Source organism: Synechococcus sp. MIT S9508 (genome assembly GCF_047303045.1).
Classification (GTDB): Bacteria; Cyanobacteriota; Cyanobacteriia; order PCC-6307; family Cyanobiaceae; genus Synechococcus_C.
The window spans coordinates 596,542-615,876 of the sequence record NZ_CP138941.1; the positions used below are offsets into that span (position 1 = coordinate 596,542).

Sequence of the window (19,335 nt, forward strand, 5' to 3'; positions counted from 1 at the left end):
CGCAGGGCTCCGGTTTCCGGCACAGCCGGATCAAACAGCAGCGTTTCCTGGTTCAGGAGGGCCTGGGCTTCAGATGTTCATCCTGAAGGATCAATGATTCAGATGCTCCAGCCAATGTCATCAAGGCTGTACTCCTGCGACGTGAAGATCTACAGACACCTGTTGTTTGTCTAAGCCATGGAATGAAGGGAGTTCCTATGGATCAGGCTTTTTGGTGTTGTTTTTAGGAGGTGTTGATGGTTTGGGAGGGTCAAACTTTCTGCGTCGAATCGACCCCTCCCAAGCGTGGTGAATGCCACCGCGTCGTTCCCTGCGGGCGTCTAGGTGATCCTCCTCCAACAGCTCCATGCCCAGCTGGCGCTCATAGATCGAGCGGTCATCAAACAAACGCGCCACAAGGAAGCTGGCCAGACAAGCCACCAGGATCGGCTTGAGGATCAGCAGATCCTTGGTGAGCGCAAAGGCCAGGAACATCGCCGTGATCGGTGTGCGCGAACAGCTGGCCACGAAGGCACCCATCCCGGCGAACACATAGGTGCTGGGCACGTGTCCGGTGAGCGCTTCCACCCAGATGCCGCAGGCCAGACCGATGGCGCCTCCCAAGGTGAGCATCGGATAGAACAGCCCGCCTGGAGCCCCCGATGCAGCAGCCAGACCGGTGCTGAAGAAGAGCACGATGAAGGTGCCAAGCGCCATGGGGATATCGGCCTTGCCATCAGCGATCAGGTGCTGCAGCCCTTCCAGGTTGTGAAAATCCTCAGGCAGAAAGGCGTACACACCGCCCAGAACGCCACCACTGATCACCATGCGCAGCACCAAGTGATCGCCGAACCAGGCATTGCCCTTGCGTTGCATGGCGAGCACATAGCGGCAGTAGAGCTCCGCCAGCACCCCAATCACAACGCCAAGCCCGATCAGATAGCCCAGATCGATCGGCAGGAAGTTCACCAGTGGTGTGTATTCCCGTTCCAGCTGGAATCCCTGTGTGGCATCGAGGCCGCCTCCACTGGAATTGAGGCCTGCCAGACCCAGAACGTCTGCCCAGGCATCGGCCCAGAAGGTGGTGACAATCACCAGCAGCAACACCACCGGTCTGGCGGAGTGCAGCAATTCCTCGACGGCGTAGACGAAGCCCCCGATCGGGGCACTGAACACTGCTGCGATACCGGCTCCGCCTCCGGCGGCCACGATCAAGCGGCGGAAGGCCACGGGTGCTTTCAACCAGCGCGCCATCTGCCATGCCACGGAGCCGCCCATTTGAACCGCAGGTCCTTCCGGGCCGAGAGGGAAGCCGCTGCCAATGGCCACGATCCCAGCCACCAGCTTCACCAGGCCCACCTGAAGCCCCATCGGCACCGCCCGGTGTTTCAGGAATCCCATGATGTGGGTGATGCCTGAGCCGCCAGCGGCTGGGGCCAGGTAGGCCACCATCAGCCCTGAAATCAGCCCGCCTAAGGCTCCGAGTCCAGGCAGAACAGCCCAGGCCGGCAGATCCGCCAGCAGTTCCAGTCGCCAGCCACTCAAGACTTTGATGCCGGCCTTGAACAGCACACCGGTCAGGGCAGCGCCCAGGCCGGTGAGCATCAAGGCCAGCACCACAACCCACCATCGTCTCTCCAGCAGACGTCGGATGCTGCGGCTGGAGCCGAGCTGGTGGCGGCGTTGTTTTAGTTCACTGAGAACGACCATGGAATGGCCAGTCGGGGATCAGGCCCCGGCCAGCATCTGGGCCTCCTCATCTGCGCTGACAACCCGACCCTGATCCTCGAAGCCACTGATCTGGTCAAAATTCAGATAGCGGTACAGCTCATCGGACAGAGGATCGATCTTTGCGGAGGCGATGCTGCGGTACTCGTCCGCTGTGGGGATCCGGCCCAGCTGGGCACAGACCGCTGCCAGTTCGGCGCTGCCGAGGTACACCTGGGCGCCTTTTCCGAGGCGGTTGTTGAAGTTACGGGTGCTGGTGGAGAACACGGTGGTGTCGTCCTCGACCCTGGCCTGGTTGCCCATGCACAGGGAGCATCCCGGCATCTCCATGCGTGAGCCGGCCGCTTCGAAGGTGGCGTAATAGCCCTCGGCCTTGAGGGTCTCTTCATCCATGCGGGTGGGAGGGCACACCCAGAGGCGGGCCTTGTTTTCACCGGCTCCCTCGAGCACTTTGGCCGCGGCTCGGTAATGGCCGATGTTGGTCATGCAGGAACCGATGAACACCTCCTGCACCGGCGCTCCAGCCACCTCGCTGAGCAGCTTCACGTTGTCGGGATCGTTCGGGCAGGCCAAAACGGGTTCCGTGAGTTCATCGAGGTTGATCTCAAGCACCTCGGCGTATTCGGCATCGGCATCAGCGCTGAGCAGCTGGGGATTAGATAGCCAAACCTCCATCTCCTTGATGCGGCGGGCCAGGGTGCGCGCATCGCTGTACCCACGCGCAATCATGTTCTTGAGCAGGGCCACGTTGCTGCGCAGATATTCGCTCACCGTTGCTTCGGAGAGCTTGATCGTGCATCCAGCACAGGAGCGTTCTGCGCTGGCGTCGGTGAGTTCAAAGGCTTGCTCGAGCTTCAGATCAGGGAGGCCTTCGATCTCCATGATTCGGCCATTGAACAGATTCTTTTTGTTGGCTTTCTCCACCGTCAGCAGACCGCGTTGAATGGCGACCCAGGGGATGGCGTTCACAACATCACGCAGGGTCACGCCGGGCTGCAGAGAGCCGCTGAATCGAACCAGCACCGATTCAGGCATGTCGAGGGGCATGGCGCCAATGGCCGCAGCGAAGGCCACGAGGCCAGAGCCGGCTGGGAAGGAGATGCCAAGTGGAAACCGGGTGTGGCTGTCACCGCCGGTGCCCACAGTGTCGGGCAGCAGCATGCGGTTCAGCCAGCTGTGGATGATGCCATCGCCGGGCCGCAGCGCAACGCCGCCGCGCTGAGCGAAGAAATCGGGCAGGTCCTTCTGGGTCTGAAGATCCACAGGCTTGGGATAGGCCGCGGTGTGGCAGAAGCTCTGCATCACCAGGTCGGAGGAGAAGCCCAGACAGGCCAGCTCCTTCATTTCGTCTCGAGTCATCGGCCCGGTCGTGTCCTGGGATCCGACCGTGGTCATCAGCGGCTCGCAACTGGTGCCTGGCCGCACACCAGTGAGTCCGCAGGCCTTACCCACCATTTTCTGAGCCAGGGTGAATCCTTTGCCAGTGTCTTGCGGAGCGATGGGGCGGATGAACAGCTCGGAAGGCGGCAAACCAAGCTTGGCGCGCACCTTGTCGGTGAGGGCTCGACCGATCATCAGAGGAATACGGCCACCGGCGCGCACCTCATCACTGATCGTGGCTGGCTTGAGTTCGAAGCGGCTCACCACCTCACCATCCCGTTCGATCGTGCCTTGGTAGGGGCGAATGGTGATCACATCTCCGGTGTTCAGACCGGTGACATCACATTCGATCGGTAGCGCGCCCGAGTCTTCTGCGGTGTTGAAAAAGATGGGGGCGATTTTTCCGCCCAGAATCACTCCACCGGCTCGCTTGTTCGGGACGTGCGGAATGTCGTCGCCCGTGTGCCAGAGCACTGAGTTGATAGCGCTCTTGCGTGAGCTTCCTGTGCCGACAACATCACCCACGTAGACCACGGGATGGTCACCTTGCTGCAGCCTTGTGATCGTCTGAAGGCCTTCAGGGTCTCGGGTCTCCAGCATCGCCAGGGCGTGCAGGGGAATGTCCGGACGGGTCGTGGCATGGGTTGCTGGAGAGAGATCATCGGTGTTGGTTTCGCCTTCGATCTTGAAGACGGTCACGGTGATGGACTCAGCCAGCTCTGGTTTGGAGGTGAACCACTCCGCTGCTGCCCAGCTGTCCACCACCTGTTTGGCGAAACGGTTGTCTGCCGCTAGCTCCATCAGTTCGTTGAAGGCGTCGTACACGAGCAGGGTGCGGCTCAGGCCCTCAGCGGCACATCCAGCCAGCTCTTCATCGCTGTGTTTGAGCAGCTCAATCAGGGCGGCGACGTTGTAGCCCCCCACCATCGTTCCAAGCAGACGGATCGCTTCCAGCGGTGACACCAGCGGGCTGGTCGCTTCGCCCTGCGCCACAGCACTCAGCCAGGTTGCCTTCACATAGGCGGCTTCATCCACCCCAGGTGGAATGCGTTCACTCAGCAGATGCAGCAGTTCCTGCTCTTCTCCAGCAGGCGGGTCCTGCAGCAGCTCTGTGAGCGCTTTGGCCTGGCTGGCATCGAGTGGCAGCGCTGGGATCCCCTGGGCCAGGCGTTCTGCAGCGTTCTCGCGGTAGGTGCTCAGCATCGGAATCGGCGCAGGAACGGCAAAGGCACTTCATTCTCCTGCGTCACCGTTCCATGCTCACGCCATGCGCTCTGAAGCAGCTTGCGTAACGTGACCTCATTGATTGCTCAGGGCATGACCACCACTCACGATCTGCATGTGGTGGATACCCTGCCACTGGTTTCACCGGCTTTGCTGCACGGGGATTTCCCAGCCGACGCCAGGGCCACTGAAACCGTCGCCACCGCCAGACAGCGCATCCAGGCCATTCTCCGGGGAGAGGACCATCGCTTGCTGGTGATCGTTGGCCCCTGTTCCGTGCACGACGTGGATGCGGCCCTTGACTACGCCCGCCGCCTCGCCCCCTTGAGGGCTCGTTATGCGGGGGAACTGGAGGTGGTGATGCGGGTTTATTTCGAGAAGCCTCGAACGACTGTGGGCTGGAAAGGATTGATCAACGATCCCCACCTCGATGGTTCCTACGACATCAATACCGGTTTGCGGATGGCGCGTTCTCTGCTTCTGGATCTCGCCCGGGACGGCATGCCCACTGCGACGGAATTGCTGGATCCTGTGGTGCCGCAGTACATCGCCGACTTGATCAGCTGGACTGCAATCGGTGCCCGCACCACAGAAAGTCAGACCCACAGAGAGATGGCCTCTGGTCTTTCGATGCCCGTGGGCTACAAGAACGGCACCGACGGCAGTGCAACCATCGCCATCAATGCGATGCAGTCAGCCTCCAGTCCCCATCATTTCCTGGGGATCAATTGCGAGGGACATGCGTCCATCGTGAGCACCACCGGTAATCCCTATGGCCATCTGGTGTTGAGGGGAGGCAACAGCGGCAGCAACTACCACCTCGAGGCGGTTCAGGAGGCATGCTCGGAATTGGCTAGAGCTGGCCTGCCGGATCGTTTGATGGTCGACTGCAGTCATGCCAATTCCAACAAGGACTATCGCCGTCAGGGCGAGGTGCTCAGGGCTGTGGCTGCTCAGGTTCAGAAGGGATCAACCCATGTGATGGGTGTGATGCTGGAGAGCCATCTGGTGGAAGGCAATCAGAAAATCAGCGCTGATCGCTCCTCACTCACCTACGGACAGAGTGTCACCGATGCCTGCATCAGCATTGAAGCAACGGCTGAGTTGCTAGCTGAGCTGGCTGAATCCGTGAAGAAAGCTGGCACTCCTGCATCCGGGATTCCGGTGGCTTGAGCAGTCATCAAGGTGGCGGCCGTTCAAACGGTCATCCACATCCAGCTCAGCCCCACCGCCATCGGCACAGTGAGGTTGTCGATTCCCCAGCGGCCCCATTGCTCGAGGCCAACGGCCAGAGCACAAACAGCGATCAGACGCAGGGGATGTAGAGGACTCTGGCTGATCAGCACCAGCAGAATCAACACCAATGCTGTGACCAAGCCCATCGTGACCGTGCCAGCAAAGGATTTCCGCTGTTGCCACACGGTCCAGCTGGGAGATGACACGCCTCGGCCCACAAGGCCCGCCAGCCCATCGGCACAGGCCATGACCAGCACTCCGGCGCAAACCGCAACCGCTTGTTCGGGCCAGAACAGCAGCAGCAGCAGACTGATGGCTAGTCCATACGCCACGGTTCCGTAGCTGTTGCGGTCGACATCCTCAACAGCAGGTAGAAGTTGGATACGGTGATTGATCGCGGTGATCACGGTGACGGCGATGGCCACTGGCACTGCAATCGATGCTGGAATTGAGAACCACCATGCCAGAACAACGACAGGACCGGTGCCGATGTGCACGATCTTGCGACTGAGTTCTCGTTGTTCGGGCCATCGCTTCCGACAGACCAGAGCTGCTGAGAGCACCAGTAGCATCCAGATGCCGATGATCAGCAGGGACGAGAGCAAAAACTCAGGCCGCTTGCTGATGGTTGGTCATCACACGCAACTTCAAGATGGCCTTGGCTTCCAGCTGCCGCACCCGTTCCCGCGACACATTGATTTGACGGCCGATTTCAGCCAGCGTCAGTGGTTCGGCTCCATCCAGTCCGAAGCGCAATTTGAGGATTTTTTGCTCACGCTCATTCAACTGAGAGAGCCATCCGCCCAGGTGTTCCTTTTGAATGCTGCGATCCATTCCCTCCATTGGCTCAGCACCATTGGGATCTGGAATCAGTTCACCGAGCGTGCTGCGATCTTCTTCGCCACGGGCATGTGCATCCAGGGATGCGCAGGGCGCGCTTTGGGCAATGAGGTCTTCGAGATCGCGAGGTTCGATGCCCATCGCGCTTGCCAGTTCGAGTCGATTCGGTTGCCGACCGAAGCGGTGAGAGAGCTCACGCGTGATGCGGCGCATCTTGGAGAGCTTTTCGCTGATGTGAATCGGCAGACGAATGGTGCGTGCGCTGTTGTCAATCGCGCGAGTCATCCCCTGGCGAATCCACCAGTAGGCATAGGTCGAAAACTTGTAGCCCATGGCCGGGTCGAACTTGTCGACGGCCCGCTCCAGGCCGATGGCTCCTTCCTGAACGAGATCGAGCAGCTCCAGGCCCTGGTTCTGATATTTCTTGGCAACGCTCACGACGAGGCGGAGGTTGGCGGCCATCATCCGATCCCGAGCACGCTTACCCATGCGGATGCGGTGACGCTGCCTGGGAGTGCGATCCTCCTCAGCAATGTCGAGTAGCTCCTTCATAGCTTGCACATGATGAGCAAGCTCTATTTCTTCGGCTGCAGTGAGCAGTGGAACTCGTCCAATGCTGCTCAGGTAATAACCAATTGAATCAGTGGCCAAGCGCCCGCTTTGACGTGACGAGCGACTTGAAGTTGAGCGTGAACGTGCACTGCTGTCACGACGACCAGTGGTCGGCAACACAGGCTCTGATGAAGCAACTTTTTGAGTTACTCCTTCAGATTCCAGAGGGATCCCCATCACCCTGGCCTCCTGAAAATTAGATTTGGGAAAAATTTAGCACCCGGAGCAAAGTGTGAGCTGATTAAATCGAAAGTTTTTACGAATCAATGATGCAGTGTTAAGTCTCGTGGATCGAATATGAAATAAAGACAAAAAGCACAATTTCGCTGTATCGATGAACACGGGTCTTGCTTGATCAGTTTTTTGCGATCAGCCCTTTTCTCCAGGTTTCAATCAGGCTCAACTGCGAATTACGCTCTTCGCCCTCTGGATGGCGCTGACTGAAGGAACCATCGGTCTGCATATCGAATGATCCACGGTTGTCATCGAGATAGATCTGCATCAAACGTTCCAGTTGCTCCCGAAGCGCTGGTTCTTCAACGGGTGTCACAGCTTCAACGCGTCTGTCCAGATTTCTTGGCATCCAATCAGCGCTGCCGATGTAAACCTCCGGTTCGTTGTGATTGGCGAACCAGAACAGGCGTGAGTGTTCAAGAAAGCGACCGATGATGCTCACCACGCTGATGTTGTCGCTTACGCCCTCGCGACCTGGGTACAGGCAGCACATGCCGCGCACAATCAGTTCGATCTTCACGCCTGCCTGGGAGGCTTCGTACAGCAGGGCGATGATGCCTGGATCCACCAGTGAATTCATCTTGGCTCGGATATGGCCGCCACGGTCGTGCTGAGCATGTTCAATCTCACGGCGAATTAGATGTTCCATGCCTTTACGCAGTGATACCGGTGCAACCAGCAACTTGCGGAACTCCTGCTGTTTAGAGAAGCCGGTGAGGTAATTGAACAATTCCACCAGATCCTGGCCGAGTTCGGGTCGTGCCGAAAGCAGGCCAAGATCGGTGTAGAGGCGTGATGTCTTCGAGTTGTAGTTACCGGTGCCGATATGGACATAACTGCGGAGACGTTCCTTTTCCTTGCGCACAACCAGCACGATCTTGGTGTGGGTTTTTAGGCCCAGAACTCCATAGACGACATGCACTCCTGAGCTTTCCAGGTGTTTGGCCCACTGGATGTTGTTGTCTTCATCGAAGCGTGCTTTGAGTTCCACCAGCGCCATCACCTGCTTGCCGTTTTCCGCAGCACGAATCAACGCGGCGATGATCGGTGAATCCTTTGAGGTGCGATAGAGGGTCATCTTGATCCCCATCACCAGAGGATCGTCGGCGGCCTGGTTGATGAATTCCTCCACGGATGTGGAGAAGAGGTCGTAGGGGTGATGCAGAAGCACATCGCGGCGGCGGACCACCGAAAAAATGCTCTCAAATTCCTCCTCTTTGATGGAGCCGTCTTCGAGCATGTTGCGCTGGGCGCGACGCAGTACCGAGGGTGTCTGGCCTGAGTGGGACTCGTTCTTGAGATTCGCCAATGGGATTCCCATCAGACCGAACAGATCGTCGAGGCCCAGAGGACCGTCAACTCTGTAGAGATCCTCTTCCTCAACGGACATGCCATCCATCAGCATCTCGACAACGTCCTGTGGCATTCCCTCTGCGATCTCGAGCCGCACCACTTCGCCACCCATCCGTCGTTTGCGCAGGCCCTGCTCAATGGCGATCATCAGATCATCAGCTTCCAGGTCGCGCAGTTCCAGATCCGCATCCCGGGTGACGCGGAAGAAGTAGTGCCCCTCGATGCTCATGCCTGGAAAAAGAAGGCCGAGGTTGAAGGCCACCACCTGCTCCAGGGGAACGGCCGTGTGAACTGCCTCAGATTGTTCAGCTGCGAGGTCGGTGGGTATGGCAACGAATCGAGGCAAGATCGTCTGAGGCACCTTCACGCGGGCCAGCAGCCGCTGACCGGTGTCCGGATCGTCAATCAGAGCAGCCACATTCAGACTGAGATTGCTCACGAAGGGAAAGGGATGAGCCGGATCCACTGCCAGGGGGGTTAGCACTGGAAAAATCGCCGTCTGGAAGTAGTTGTCGACCCAGAGTCGTTGGCGTTCGTTGAGCTGTTCGTAATCGAGCAGATGGGCGCCGTGTTTGTGCAGTTTGGATCTGAGCTGGCTGCGGTAGTGCTCCTGCTGTCGTTCAAGCAGGGGTGCGAGATGTTCCCGTATGGCCTGCAGCTGTTCCAGTGGCGTGCGTCCGTCCTCGCTGCGCTTATCAATGCCCGCTTCCACCTGGGCCTTGAGGGAGGCCACCCTCACCATGAAAAATTCGTCGAGATTGTTGCTGAAGATGGCACTGAATTTGGCCTGCTCCAGCAACGGGGTCCGTTGATCCAGCGCCTGAATCAGCACGCGCTCGTTGAAGGCGATCCAGCTGAGCTCTCGGTTGATGTAGAGGTCGGTGGAGAGAGCGTTGTCACTCATCGGGTGACCAGATGTGCATGAACCGACTCGCGAAACGTAGCAATCGTCCAGAGGCTGGACTGCAGGTTTTTTGATGTTCTGCAGCTGGTTGAGTCATTGCGATCTGGAGGGCAGCGGGCTGCCTCCCACCAGCAGCATCACCATGATCAGCAGACAGGCACTGCCAACGAAGGGACTGATCTGTCCCAACAGGTCGTAGCTGAGTCCGGCCAGAGGTGGTCCCAGGAAACTCCCCAGGCTCTGCAGTGCCTGAAGGCTGCCCAATGCCGTGCCCTGGCCCTCCGAGTCGAGGCGGCGCGACACAAGACTGCGCAGGCTCGGGGTGACCAGGCCTGTTCCGGTGGCGAGGATGGCCACGGAACTGAACACGCCGATCTGAGCCTGTTGAGGTGATGTCGAGGGAATCAGCAGGCATCCAAGGATCACCAAGCCCAGACCGATTAGGGTCAGTTTCCATTCTCCGAGTTGTTTCACGAGGGGACCGATAAGGCCTCCCTGCACCACGGTGGCCACCACGCCCACAATCAGGAAGGCGGTTGTGGCGAGCTCTGGTCCCCAGTTGAAGCGCTGTTTGAAATAGAGCACCAGGATGGCGGTGAAGCCGTTGAAGGCCAGAAAGAACAGGAAGAAGCTGAGACAGAGTCGCCCGACAGCGGGGTTGCCAATCACCTTGGCGATCTGGGCGAAGGGGTTGAGGTCTCGTTTGCGCGGCATGGCTTGGCGCGCCGAGCGGGGATGGGTCTCGGGAAGCAAACCCAGCACCACCAGCAGGTTGAACAGGGCGAAACCGGTGGCCACCCAGATCGGCACGGTCACGTTGATGCGGGCTAGCTGTCCTCCCACGAACGGTCCGATGATGAAGCCGAGACCAAAGGCCACCCCGATCAAGCCGAAAGCGCGTGCCCGTTGTTCCTCCGGGGTGATATCAGCCAGCACTGCTCCAGCGGTGGCTGCGGTTCCGCCGCTCACACCATCGATGAGGCGAGCGCCGAACAGCAGCATCAGCGGTAAAGTGGCTCCCTTGGGCCAGTCCATGCTCACGGTGAGGGCGAACAGGCCCAGACCCAGCACCGAGCCTGCAACGCAGGTGGCGATCACGGGCCGGCGGCCGAAGCGATCACTGAGGGCTCCGATTAGGGGTGTGGCAGCAAACTGCGCGAGTGCGTAGCTGCCGGCCAGCAGACCCAGTGTGCGCCCATCGGCGTTGAAGCTCGCCAGTAGGAATGGCAGTAATGGGAAGACGATGCTTTCGCTGAGTCGGTCATTGAGCAGCGTCAGAAAGGCGCTGAGCAGAGTGGGGACACGTGGTTGCTGCAAGGCAGCCGCTGGGCAGGTGAGACTCACATTCCCATAGGCACTGGCCATGGTCCTGCGTTTGATCGTTCCTGCTGACGAGATTCTTCTCCGGGAGATCTACGCCGATGCCATCGAGAGTCAGGCTCCACAGTTGTATTCGGATCAGCAGGTGAAGTCCTGGGCAGCACTCGCCTGGTTGCCTGGTGTGCTGGATCAAACCCTGAAGCAGGGTTCCGGCTGGATCAGTGGTGAGGATGCCGCTTTTGCGATGCGTTATCCGCAGGACCGGCTTTCTCTTCTGTATTGCCGGGGCCGTGCGGCACGTCAGGGCCACGGCAAAGCGCTCCTAGAGAGACTTGAAGCCGATGCGATCGCGGATGGCGTCAGATCTCTGCGCACCGAAGCCAGTCAGTTCAGTCGTCCGTTGTTCGAGCGCTATGGCTGGAGCCTGGTTGCTCCGGAAACGATCACGATCGCTGGAGTGCCATTTGAGCGCTATCGGATGCACAAAGCACTGGGCAAGCTGCGCAGCTGATCAAGCTGATCCAGTGCTCGACCTTGCTCGAGGGCAGTGGTGGCCATCGCAATGCCCGAATCGAGATTGTCGCTCAGGCCAGCGTTCCAGAGATAGGCCCCTGCATTCCAGCGCAGAGCTTCGCTGAGGGGACCACGGTTGCTGAGCGCTTCGAGGGCCTGGCTCTTCCAGGTGCTCTCCGACGACCACACCACGTCTGCGTTGTGGCATCCGTGATCGCGGGGGTGAAGGATCAGACGTTCAGCCTGACCATCGCGGACACGGGCTGTGATGCAGGCCCGACCGATGGGAAGATCTGTTCCTCCTTCCAGGCCTTTCACAGTGAGCAGGTCGGTTTCGCCTGCAAGCCTGAGCGCTTCCCAGGCCCGGCTTTCGGTTGGTGGGTGCACAAACCCACTCACCAGAAGGTGTTCTCCCTGGTGGGCCGTCCATAGGAGCTCGAGGCTGGCCACGGGAGGCCGTTTTCCCAGTTCTTCCCGGTAATGAATCAGTGTTTCCGCGATCGAGAAATGATCCGGTTGATGGATGAGCGCGAAGCCATGTGTGTTGAATCCTTCCTGAACAGTTCTCAGGGGCAGTCCACCCAGATTCAGATCCAGAAGGCGGAACAGATCGATGGCTGTGATGCCGTATTTGATCGGCATGCGGTCACCCCCCTGCAGCACGACCGGTTGACCGCAAGCCACCAGCACCAGGCTGGTGAGTGGGTAGATGGGCGCAGTTCTGGTCCGACCGTCAAATGGCATGCCGAAGCAGAGCGGTCTTCTCTGATCGGTAGGGCTGTAAACAACGGGCCCCATCGATCGATAGGTGTCGAGCATGCCGGTGAGCTCTTGGGGCTCCGGCCGGCGTATGCGGTGCGCAATCAGGAAAGCGCCAATCTGTGCCGGCGTGGCCTCCTCCCTGAGCATGAGTGCCAAAGCATCTGCAGCTTCCTCTCGACTCAAGCCTTTGCTGGTGTGTTCGCCGCTACCGACTTTGCGTAGGTGCTGTTTGAAGCGTTCGCGGCCGCTGCCGACAGTGCTTGTCAAGGGCGGTACCAACGCTTCATGCAGTGTTCTGCAGCGAGGTCACTTTCAGGGGTAGCGATTGCTACCGATCGTTTCACGCAAGCATCGAGAGCCCTTCGAACCGTCCATGTTGAGGATGGCTGGGATTATGGCGCCCATCGGCGTAATAGAGCCGCTCAAGCACCAAACTTGTGGTGACGCTTGAGTTGTGATTCTGGTGATTCAGCAGTGTGGCTAGTGTGCGAAAAAGAGTGTTCACCGATCAGACGTTCAGTGAATTCAATAGAACAGTTTTGAATCCATCGAGATGTAGTCAATGCATCCAAAATAGGTTTTGGTTTTGGTTGCCTTTGTAGCTGTTTTCTGCTGCAAGGCGCGACAGTCTCTTTTGGATTTTTTGTATTTTTTATGACTGTTTCGTCCATGTCCACGCCATCACTGGCGGCCCCATCGTCCTCTACATTGACCGCCTCGTTGATGGCTGCCAAAAAAGCGAAAGGGATGAGTTTCGCGGATCTTGAGGCGGCTCTTGGGCTTGACGAGGTGTGGATTGCTTCTCTGTTCTATGGACAGGCCACAGCCTCTGCCGATGAGGCGGAGAAGCTGGCGTCCTTACTGTCGTTGGACCCCGCAATCACAGCTGCGATTCAGGAGTTTCCGACCAAAGGCAGTCTTGAGCCTGTGATTCCAACCGATCCCCTGATCTATCGCTTTTACGAGATCATGCAGGTGTATGGCATGCCGCTGAAGGATGTGATTCAGGAAAAGTTTGGAGATGGAATCATGAGTGCTATCGATTTCACCCTGGATGTGGACAAAATTGAAGATCCGAAGGGTGATCGTGTTCAGATTACGATGTCCGGAAAGTTTTTACCATACAAAAAGTGGTGATTCCACTTTTTGGTTTTCACTGAAGCAGTGTCATGAATTTTTCAAGCCCGACATTTGTCGGGCTTTTGTTTGCTCAGGTTCGAAATTGCTGTTGCAATTGTTGGCAGGCCAATTGTTTGCGTGATTCACTGCTGAGCGTTTGGCTGAGCTCTTTCAGCCAACGTTGACTGATCGGAGTTGCGATGCAGCCAAGGGCACGGAACGCAGCAGCAGCGACATCGTCGGATCCGGTTTTGCACAGATTCGATAGGCGTTCACTGATTACCGCCCCATCCCTGCGTTGCAACACCCGAATCGTGGCGATCACCACTGGATCGCGGAAATCGTTGAGGGGTTCAGTGCATAACTCGAGTAATTCCTCGTCGCTCAGGCTATGAGCGCGGAAACCCACTAACTGCAATCCCGCTAAGCGATGATGTTGTCCGGGGTGATGCAAACACTCCTTCACCACATGTTCTGGAACATCTGCACCCCAGCAAGACAAAGCCTCAAGGATGCACAGGTTGACTTCAGCTAATTCGGAGCTGTTTTTGAGTTGATCAAGCAGCCAGTCCCTCGCTGCTTGCTGGTGGCATAGTCCAGCTGCCAGTACAAGATCGGGAAGTGCTCCATGCTGCTGAATCAATCGTTCAATGATTGGCCAGCCTTGTTCAGCCAGCATTCCAAGTTTTTCGCATAGCGCACGGCGTAGCTCAACTGAAAAGCTGGGAGAGTAAACCTCCTCCAGCCATTCGGGCTCCAAAGGAGCACGTCGTGATTTTGAAAGCCGTTCCCAGAGAACGGCTTCATTCACGGGTAGAGACACAGAACATCAATCAGCGGGCGCCAAGCTCAGCGGCCAGCTCGCGTTCCAGTTTGTCATCATGTTCGCGTGGCAGCACGTTACCGATGTTGGTGCGGTGGGTGCTGTAAAAGAGCATGCCGATGAACACCATGCCGCCAATGATGTTGCCAATAGTGACGGGCAGGAAGTTCCAGAAAATGCACTTCCAGAAGGGAACTCCAGATCCGAGGATTGGCCCTGCGGTGTGCAGAAACTGATTCACCACAATGTGCTCCATCCCCATGGATTGGAAGGCTGTGATGGGTAGCCAGCAAGCCAGAATCTTTCCAGGCACACTTTTACTCACTAGGGCCATTGTTACACCGAGGCAAACCAGCCAGTTGGCGATCAAGCCTCGAATAATGGCCAGGAAGAATCCCATCGACTGAAGGTTCTCATATTTGACAACAACGTTGGTTTTATTCAACGCGATGATTTTCGCTGCCACCTGTTGCCACATTCCGCCACCATCAGCAGCTGATGCTGGATCAACTGTTCCTCCACTGGTGAGGCTGATCGCCATCAGAACTGCCACAACCGCAGTTCCAATCCAGTTACCGAGCCACACCCAACCCCAGTTTCGAAAGGTTGCACCCCAGGTGCTTTTACCTGCCCAGGTGGCCATTGGCAGAAGAGCGAAGTTGCCTGTGACCAACTCCATGCCAAACAAGACAATGCTGGCGAAACCGAATGGGAAGAGCAGGGAGCCCAGCCATGGTTGACCACTTTTGAGCCCCACTGTGAGTGCAAGGATCACGGCCAGACCAAGGATCGCTCCCGAATAAAATCCTCTGAGCAAGAGGTTTTTGACGCTGACGGTGGATTTCTTGCCACCGGCACCGATCATGCCGTCGACAAGTTCATTGGGTAGGACGTAGTCCATTTGTGAAGCAGTCACACTCACGAGTTCAATGCGGTTAAGAGGGAATGAAGCGGTTGATGAAGTCCTGAGATCAACAGTTAACCGCTGATCTTGTTCATTAATCTGGAAAATGCATCTTGCTGATGCGTAGCCCGTGAAATTGGTTGTTTATCTTGGCCAGCTTTTGTAAACCAGTTGACCAGTCTTGAGAACAAATCGCTGTTGCTAGACATAAATTAATAATGCAAATTTGTTGTCTGATTGGTTTGACTGTGATGGCCTCAAAAAGTCAGCACCAACACGGCAAAACGATTGATCTGTTCAGCTGTTTCAGCTTTTAGTTCGTGGTTTTGCGCCGAACTGTTCAATCAGCACTTCGCGCAGAACCTCTTTGATGTTTTCAGCTGGAATGGCCTTCTGATGGAGTTCACCCACCGTTGGATTGGGTCCCTGAGATCCACCAAGGGTCATCGTGTAGCCATCATCTGTTTTGCCCTCACTGTTTTTGGCTTTGGCGCCTGTTAGGCCGATTGCGCCCATGTAGGCCTGGCCGCAGCTGTTGGGGCAACCTGTCCAGTGAATTTTCAGTTCTTCTGGCAGATCAAGCTCCTGATCGAGCTCTTTGGCAGCTGCCAAGGCTTGATCCTTGGTGTTGGTGAGTGCAAATCCGCAATACGTGCTTCCTGTGCATGACACGGTGCCAGCCGAAATCGCACCAGGTTTGAGCGGAAATCGTGCGAGCAGTGGATCGCTTTCAAAAGCTTCGACCTGTGCTTTCGGCAGTCCAACAATGATCACGTTCTGATCTTCAGTGAGCCGCACTTCTCCGCTTCCGTAGGTGATGCTCGCTGTGGCCAGATCATGAAGATCCTGCGCTGTTAGGCGACCAACCGGAACGTGGAGACCCGCAAAGACCAGCCCATCCTGTTTCTGCGGGTGAATGCCGTAGTGCGATCGGGGCGTGGTGTCAAACACAGACCCGGGGTCGGGTGTTAATGGCCCGAACTGTTCTTCAACCTGATTGCGGAAGTTGTCGTGGCCAACTTCATCGAGATACATTCTGAATCGACCTTTCGGGCGTTTGTTGCGTTCTCCGTTATCTCTCCAGAGACGAATCACCGTATCGGTCATCCGACAAATTTCATCTGGCTTGACCCAGGCATTCAGCGGGATGGCATAGGCATTCATCTGTGATGAAAGAATGCCGCCAATCCACACACCAAAACCCATCACACCATCTTTTTCTACGGGATGGAATGCAATGTCGTTGTGAAGAAGGAAATTGTCTTTTGCACCGGCAACTGCCGTGTTCCATTTTCTGGGAAGATTGGAATATTCAGGATTTCCTTTGCGGTGATTCGTTAAAAAGTTTTCAAGTTCATCTGTGTAAGGCCTGGTGTCGAGGATTTCCTTCGGATCAATCCCGGCGATTGGGTTGCCGGTGACATTACGAGGATTATCAAAACCCGATTGGATCGTACTCAGACCAGCTTCTTCAAGGCGCTTGAGGATTTCCGGCAGGTCGCCAAGAAGCACTCCTCTCAGTTGCAGGTTCTGCCTGGTGGTGATATCACAGCTGCCGTTCTCTCCGTAGCGCTCAACAATGGAGCCGACAACGCGCAATTGTTGAGCGGAGAGTACACCGTTGGGAACCCGCAGGCGCAGCATGAATTTGCCGGGTGTTTTCGGCCGCCAAAACATTCCGTACCATTTCAATCGCAATTGAAGGTCGGTTTCATCAACCTGCTCCCACCCCATTTCGGCAAATTTATCAATTTCACTACCAACGAGCAGGCCATCTTTGGCCGACTTGTTCTGTTCGATTTTATTCAGCTTCTTGCCATCCAGATAGGGCCTGGAAGGAGAGCTAATCGTCATGATCTTGTTCAGCGAGGGGCGAATGATTGGTCATGAAATGCTGCTGATCAATCAAAGGGTCCAGATGACCTGCGCTTCAAAAAGAAGATGAGCGCTTTCGCGGCAGTTAAGAGGCTTGTCAGGGGTCTGTCGGTAGTGGATTGAACAATTTCCCGAGCCGACTGTTCAATTCAGGTGGGATGGACGAATTAGTGACTGTGGCTACATCTCAGCCGCCCGACCGAGCCCTAGAAGGCTGCCTTTCGCGGACTCAGTATTGACGTCCAATTTCTCCAATCATTCGGATGGCCCCGTAGCGAAGCATCTGCCAGACGCGTTTCATGGCGGCGAAATCCCGGCCGAGCTCACTTCGAAATCGGGCGTCTTTGTGACTAATGCTGCGTCTGTCATCGGTATGCCAATGACGATAAGCCCTTTCCGAGCGATAGCTTTGAACGGTGGAGTCTCGCTGGAACCGACCTTCAGAGACAGTGCGATCGATGGATCGACGGCGAGACATGGCAGCAGGAGGAATGACAATCCATCGATGACAACAGTCAGTTCGACCTTTGATCCGTGGCCATTGCTACGGAATAGCGATCTTCGTTGTCAGCGAGCGATCAGGTTGGTTGTGCATGGACGCTCAGGTGGCGTCGTTCCTGAATCATTAATCGAGCTGCAGCAGGCGCTCCAGCAGTGTCGTCAGGCTCCTGTGCAGTTGGAAGTTCTGACTGCCAATACACCACCTGCGTGTCCAGAACAGGCCAGTTGGTTGGTGCCTTTGTTGTTATGGCCTGGATCGCATGCGCGTGCGGATGTGCCTGAGATCAGACATCGCATGCAGCGTGAAGGTGCGGACGTTGAGTTGCTTCCTTTCCTTGGGTCTTGGCAGTGTTGGTGGGCTCTCGTGGCTGAAGCGCTTCAGCCCTTTGCCGCTCAGGGCTCGGTTCTGGTTCATCACCCATTGAGTTCCGAAGAGGCCGATCGTTTCCTCCTGGCGTTGTCCGAGCGCATGGGGTTGCCGCTGCTGTCCTTCGACGATTGGTCTGCCTATCAGAAAAGCCATCCCGAGGCGCACCCACTGATGCTTGCGCTGGCCCCCAATCGCATGACGGAGGCTCTGAGCGAGGCTGGAGGTCTTCCACCGCTTCTTGACCTCGCTCTGATTCGTCAGGGCCTGATCGACTTGCTTGCCGCTCTGCCGTGACGACTGCTGAAATCACCGGAACCGTTTATCTCGTCGGTGCAGGCCCTGGAGATCCCGATCTACTCACTGTGAGGGCCCATCGCTTGTTGGGTCGCTGTGATGCATTGGTTTACGACTCCCTAGTTCCTCGCGAGGTTCTTGACCTAGTGCCCGAGCACTGTGAGCGCCATTTCGTGGGCAAGCGGCGTGGGCATCACTCCGTTCCTCAGCCAAGTACGAATGCGGTGCTGGTGACGTTGGCAGCCCGCCACCGCTGCATTGTGCGTCTCAAGGGCGGGGATCCCTTTCTGTTTGGACGCGGTGGTGAGGAAGCTGCGCATCTGGTGAAACACGGCGTTTCGGTGCAGGTGGTGCCAGGGGTGACCGCTGGCATTGCCGCACCCGCCTACGCCGGCATTCCTGTGACCCATCGTCGCTCCGGTTCTTCCGTCACCTTCGTGACCGGTCATGAGGAGATCGACAAGCGCCGTCCCAGTGTGAATTGGCGCTCATTGGCCACAGCCAGTGATGGTCTGGTGATTTACATGGGTCTGCACAACCTGCCGAAGATCGCCGCTGAGCTGGAGGCAGGTGGTCTCAGTGCTGAGACCCCAGTGGCTGTGATTCAGCAGGGGACTGTGGCCGGGCAGCGTTGTCTCAAGGCGACTCTCTCAGAAGTTGCTGCGCGTACCCGCAGTGAAGGCTTTGCATCGCCCTCCGTGATTGTGGTTGGAGATGTGGTGAATGAGCAGGTGGAATCCTGTGCGCCACGGCCTGCCGATGTCACCATGCCAATCCCGTTCTGATGGTCAGGTTGGTGGCTGATCTGCGGATTCCTTCAGCCTCGATCTGAGCTGCACCAGGTTGCAGGGGCGGGTTTCGCTGTTCAGCTGGGCTGATATCAGTCGCTCCCAGGCTGTGGTGACGGCATCCTGTGATCCAGGCAGAACGAAGATGAACGTGCCGTTGGCCACTCCGGCGAGGCAGCGACTCTGCAGGCTGCTCGTGCCGATGGTCTGGAACGAGAGCATCCGGAACAGTTCGCCGAACCCATCGATGGTCTTGTCCAGCAAGGGGCCGATCGCTTCAGGGCTGCCGTCGCGTCCAGTCAGGCCTGTGCCGCCCGTGGTGATCACCACGTCAACGGCTGAATCGACGATCCATTGGCTGACGAGCGCTCGAATCCGATAGCGGTCGTCCGGACAGATTGCACGAGTCTGCAAGTGATGACCGGCATCGATCAGTCGTTGCTGAAGCAGATCTCCGCTCGGGTCGTTCTCCAGGGTCCGACTGTCTGAAATCGTCAGCAGGGCAATGGAAAGCACGTAGCGTTGATTGAGGTTTGATTGACAAACGCTAGAACCGTCAAGGTTTCGCATGGCACG

18 protein-coding genes are annotated in these 19,335 nt (G+C 57.2%); 5 read left to right on the forward strand and 13 right to left on the reverse strand.

Annotated features, from left to right (window positions below):
* Positions 1-195: 195 nt before the first annotated feature.
* Positions 196-1,689 carry a ClC family H(+)/Cl(-) exchange transporter gene (locus tag SIB42_RS03015; RefSeq protein ID WP_067093494.1) on the reverse strand — a complete coding sequence of 498 codons (1,494 nt, stop codon included), beginning with the start codon at positions 1,687-1,689 and terminating at the stop codon, positions 196-198.
* Between the two features lie 18 nt (positions 1,690-1,707).
* Positions 1,708-4,290, reverse strand: coding sequence for a bifunctional aconitate hydratase 2/2-methylisocitrate dehydratase (gene acnB / locus SIB42_RS03020; RefSeq protein WP_067093496.1), 2,583 nt, complete (start codon positions 4,288-4,290; stop codon positions 1,708-1,710).
* Positions 4,291-4,404: 114 nt separating this feature from the next.
* Between acnB and SIB42_RS03025 the strand changes: the two genes are divergently transcribed.
* Entirely contained in the window at positions 4,405-5,484 is a 1,080-nt protein-coding gene (locus SIB42_RS03025; RefSeq protein ID WP_067093824.1) for a 3-deoxy-7-phosphoheptulonate synthase, read from the forward strand.
* 23 nt (positions 5,485-5,507) lie between these two features.
* On the opposite strand, the gene SIB42_RS03030 is transcribed toward SIB42_RS03025, so the two are convergent.
* From SIB42_RS03030 to SIB42_RS03045, 4 genes are all read right to left on the reverse strand, one after another.
* Positions 5,508-6,152, reverse strand: a complete 645-nt coding sequence (locus tag SIB42_RS03030) for a diacylglycerol/polyprenol kinase family protein (RefSeq protein WP_231856357.1) — start codon at positions 6,150-6,152, stop codon at positions 5,508-5,510.
* Between the two features lie 4 nt (positions 6,153-6,156).
* Positions 6,157-7,176 carry an RpoD/SigA family RNA polymerase sigma factor gene (locus tag SIB42_RS03035; RefSeq protein WP_067093499.1) on the reverse strand — a complete coding sequence of 340 codons (1,020 nt, stop codon included), beginning with the start codon at positions 7,174-7,176 and terminating at the stop codon, positions 6,157-6,159.
* A 178-nt stretch (positions 7,177-7,354) separates the two neighbouring features.
* Positions 7,355-9,490, reverse strand: a complete 2,136-nt coding sequence (gene ppk1, locus SIB42_RS03040; protein WP_067093501.1) for a polyphosphate kinase 1 — start codon at positions 9,488-9,490, stop codon at positions 7,355-7,357.
* Positions 9,491-9,583: 93 nt separating this feature from the next.
* Entirely contained in the window at positions 9,584-10,855 is a 1,272-nt protein-coding gene (locus SIB42_RS03045; protein ID WP_074160720.1) for an MFS transporter, read from the reverse strand.
* Here SIB42_RS03045 and SIB42_RS03050 point away from each other — a divergent pair.
* On the forward strand, positions 10,854-11,321 hold the full coding sequence (locus SIB42_RS03050) for a GNAT family N-acetyltransferase (protein ID WP_067093503.1): 468 nt from the start codon (positions 10,854-10,856) through the stop codon (positions 11,319-11,321). The two genes, SIB42_RS03045 and SIB42_RS03050, sit on opposite strands and share 2 nt — an antisense overlap.
* Here the strand turns inward: SIB42_RS03050 and SIB42_RS03055 are convergent.
* Positions 11,282-12,352, reverse strand: a complete 1,071-nt coding sequence (locus SIB42_RS03055; RefSeq protein WP_067093505.1) for an anthranilate phosphoribosyltransferase family protein — start codon at positions 12,350-12,352, stop codon at positions 11,282-11,284. The genes SIB42_RS03050 and SIB42_RS03055 overlap by 40 nt on opposite strands.
* A 155-nt stretch (positions 12,353-12,507) precedes the next feature.
* Positions 12,508-12,819, reverse strand: coding sequence for a hypothetical protein (locus tag SIB42_RS03060; protein WP_197459864.1), 312 nt, complete (start codon positions 12,817-12,819; stop codon positions 12,508-12,510).
* On the opposite strand from SIB42_RS03060, the gene cynS reads away from it, so the two are divergent.
* Positions 12,770-13,222 (forward strand): cyanase, encoded by a 453-nt coding sequence (gene cynS / locus SIB42_RS03065; protein WP_369818426.1) that lies wholly within the window; start codon positions 12,770-12,772, stop codon positions 13,220-13,222. The genes SIB42_RS03060 and cynS overlap by 50 nt on opposite strands.
* A gap of 73 nt (positions 13,223-13,295) precedes the next feature.
* Here cynS and SIB42_RS03070 read toward each other — a convergent pair whose 3' ends face one another.
* The 4 genes from SIB42_RS03070 to SIB42_RS03085 all read right to left on the reverse strand — a co-directional run bounded on the left by SIB42_RS03070 (position 13,296) and on the right by SIB42_RS03085 (position 17,284).
* On the reverse strand, positions 13,296-14,015 hold the full coding sequence (locus SIB42_RS03070; RefSeq protein WP_231856358.1) for a HEAT repeat domain-containing protein: 720 nt from the start codon (positions 14,013-14,015) through the stop codon (positions 13,296-13,298).
* A gap of 22 nt (positions 14,016-14,037) precedes the next feature.
* On the reverse strand, positions 14,038-14,928 hold the full coding sequence (locus SIB42_RS03075; protein ID WP_067093515.1) for a formate/nitrite transporter family protein: 891 nt from the start codon (positions 14,926-14,928) through the stop codon (positions 14,038-14,040).
* Between the two features lie 309 nt (positions 14,929-15,237).
* On the reverse strand, positions 15,238-16,785 hold the full coding sequence (locus tag SIB42_RS03080) for a ferredoxin--nitrite reductase (RefSeq protein WP_067093518.1): 1,548 nt from the start codon (positions 16,783-16,785) through the stop codon (positions 15,238-15,240).
* Between the two features lie 250 nt (positions 16,786-17,035).
* The gene (locus tag SIB42_RS03085; protein ID WP_067093521.1) at positions 17,036-17,284 is read right to left on the reverse strand and encodes a hypothetical protein; all 249 of its coding nucleotides are present in this window, start codon (positions 17,282-17,284) and stop codon (positions 17,036-17,038) included.
* Between the two features lie 111 nt (positions 17,285-17,395).
* On the opposite strand from SIB42_RS03085, the gene SIB42_RS03090 reads away from it, so the two are divergent.
* Complete coding sequence (locus tag SIB42_RS03090; RefSeq protein WP_369818424.1) at positions 17,396-17,971, forward strand: DNA mismatch repair protein MutS; 576 nt, start codon at positions 17,396-17,398, stop codon at positions 17,969-17,971.
* Positions 17,968-18,756 (forward strand): uroporphyrinogen-III C-methyltransferase, encoded by a 789-nt coding sequence (cobA, locus tag SIB42_RS03095; protein WP_067093525.1) that lies wholly within the window; start codon positions 17,968-17,970, stop codon positions 18,754-18,756. The genes SIB42_RS03090 and cobA overlap by 4 nt, the downstream gene beginning before the upstream one ends.
* A 3-nt stretch (positions 18,757-18,759) precedes the next feature.
* Here cobA and moaB read toward each other — a convergent pair whose 3' ends face one another.
* Positions 18,760-19,329: a molybdenum cofactor biosynthesis protein B gene (moaB, locus tag SIB42_RS03100; RefSeq protein WP_067093528.1), complete on the reverse strand. Its 570-nt coding sequence runs from the start codon at positions 19,327-19,329 to the stop codon at positions 18,760-18,762.
* Between the last annotated feature and the right edge of the window lie 6 nt (positions 19,330-19,335).

Bases quoted from the DNA above. Each gene is read 5' to 3' on its own strand.
- SIB42_RS03015 (WP_067093494.1), bottom strand. From the start codon at position 1,689: ATGGTCGTTCTCAGTGAACTAAAACAACGCCGCCACCAGCTCGGCTCC.
- acnB (WP_067093496.1), bottom strand. From the start codon at position 4,290: ATGCTGAGCACCTACCGCGAGAACGCTGCAGAACGCCTGGCCCAGGGG.
- SIB42_RS03025 (WP_067093824.1), top strand. From the start codon at position 4,405: ATGACCACCACTCACGATCTGCATGTGGTGGATACCCTGCCACTGGTT.
- SIB42_RS03035 (WP_067093499.1), bottom strand. From the start codon at position 7,176: ATGGGGATCCCTCTGGAATCTGAAGGAGTAACTCAAAAAGTTGCTTCA.
- ppk1 (WP_067093501.1), bottom strand. From the start codon at position 9,490: ATGAGTGACAACGCTCTCTCCACCGACCTCTACATCAACCGAGAGCTC.
- SIB42_RS03050 (WP_067093503.1), top strand. From the start codon at position 10,854: ATGGTCCTGCGTTTGATCGTTCCTGCTGACGAGATTCTTCTCCGGGAG.
- SIB42_RS03045 (WP_074160720.1), bottom strand. From the start codon at position 10,855: ATGGCCAGTGCCTATGGGAATGTGAGTCTCACCTGCCCAGCGGCTGCC.
- SIB42_RS03075 (WP_067093515.1), bottom strand. From the start codon at position 14,928: ATGGACTACGTCCTACCCAATGAACTTGTCGACGGCATGATCGGTGCC.
- SIB42_RS03080 (WP_067093518.1), bottom strand. From the start codon at position 16,785: ATGACGATTAGCTCTCCTTCCAGGCCCTATCTGGATGGCAAGAAGCTG.
- SIB42_RS03085 (WP_067093521.1), bottom strand. From the start codon at position 17,284: ATGTCTCGCCGTCGATCCATCGATCGCACTGTCTCTGAAGGTCGGTTC.
- moaB (WP_067093528.1), bottom strand. From the start codon at position 19,329: ATGCGAAACCTTGACGGTTCTAGCGTTTGTCAATCAAACCTCAATCAA.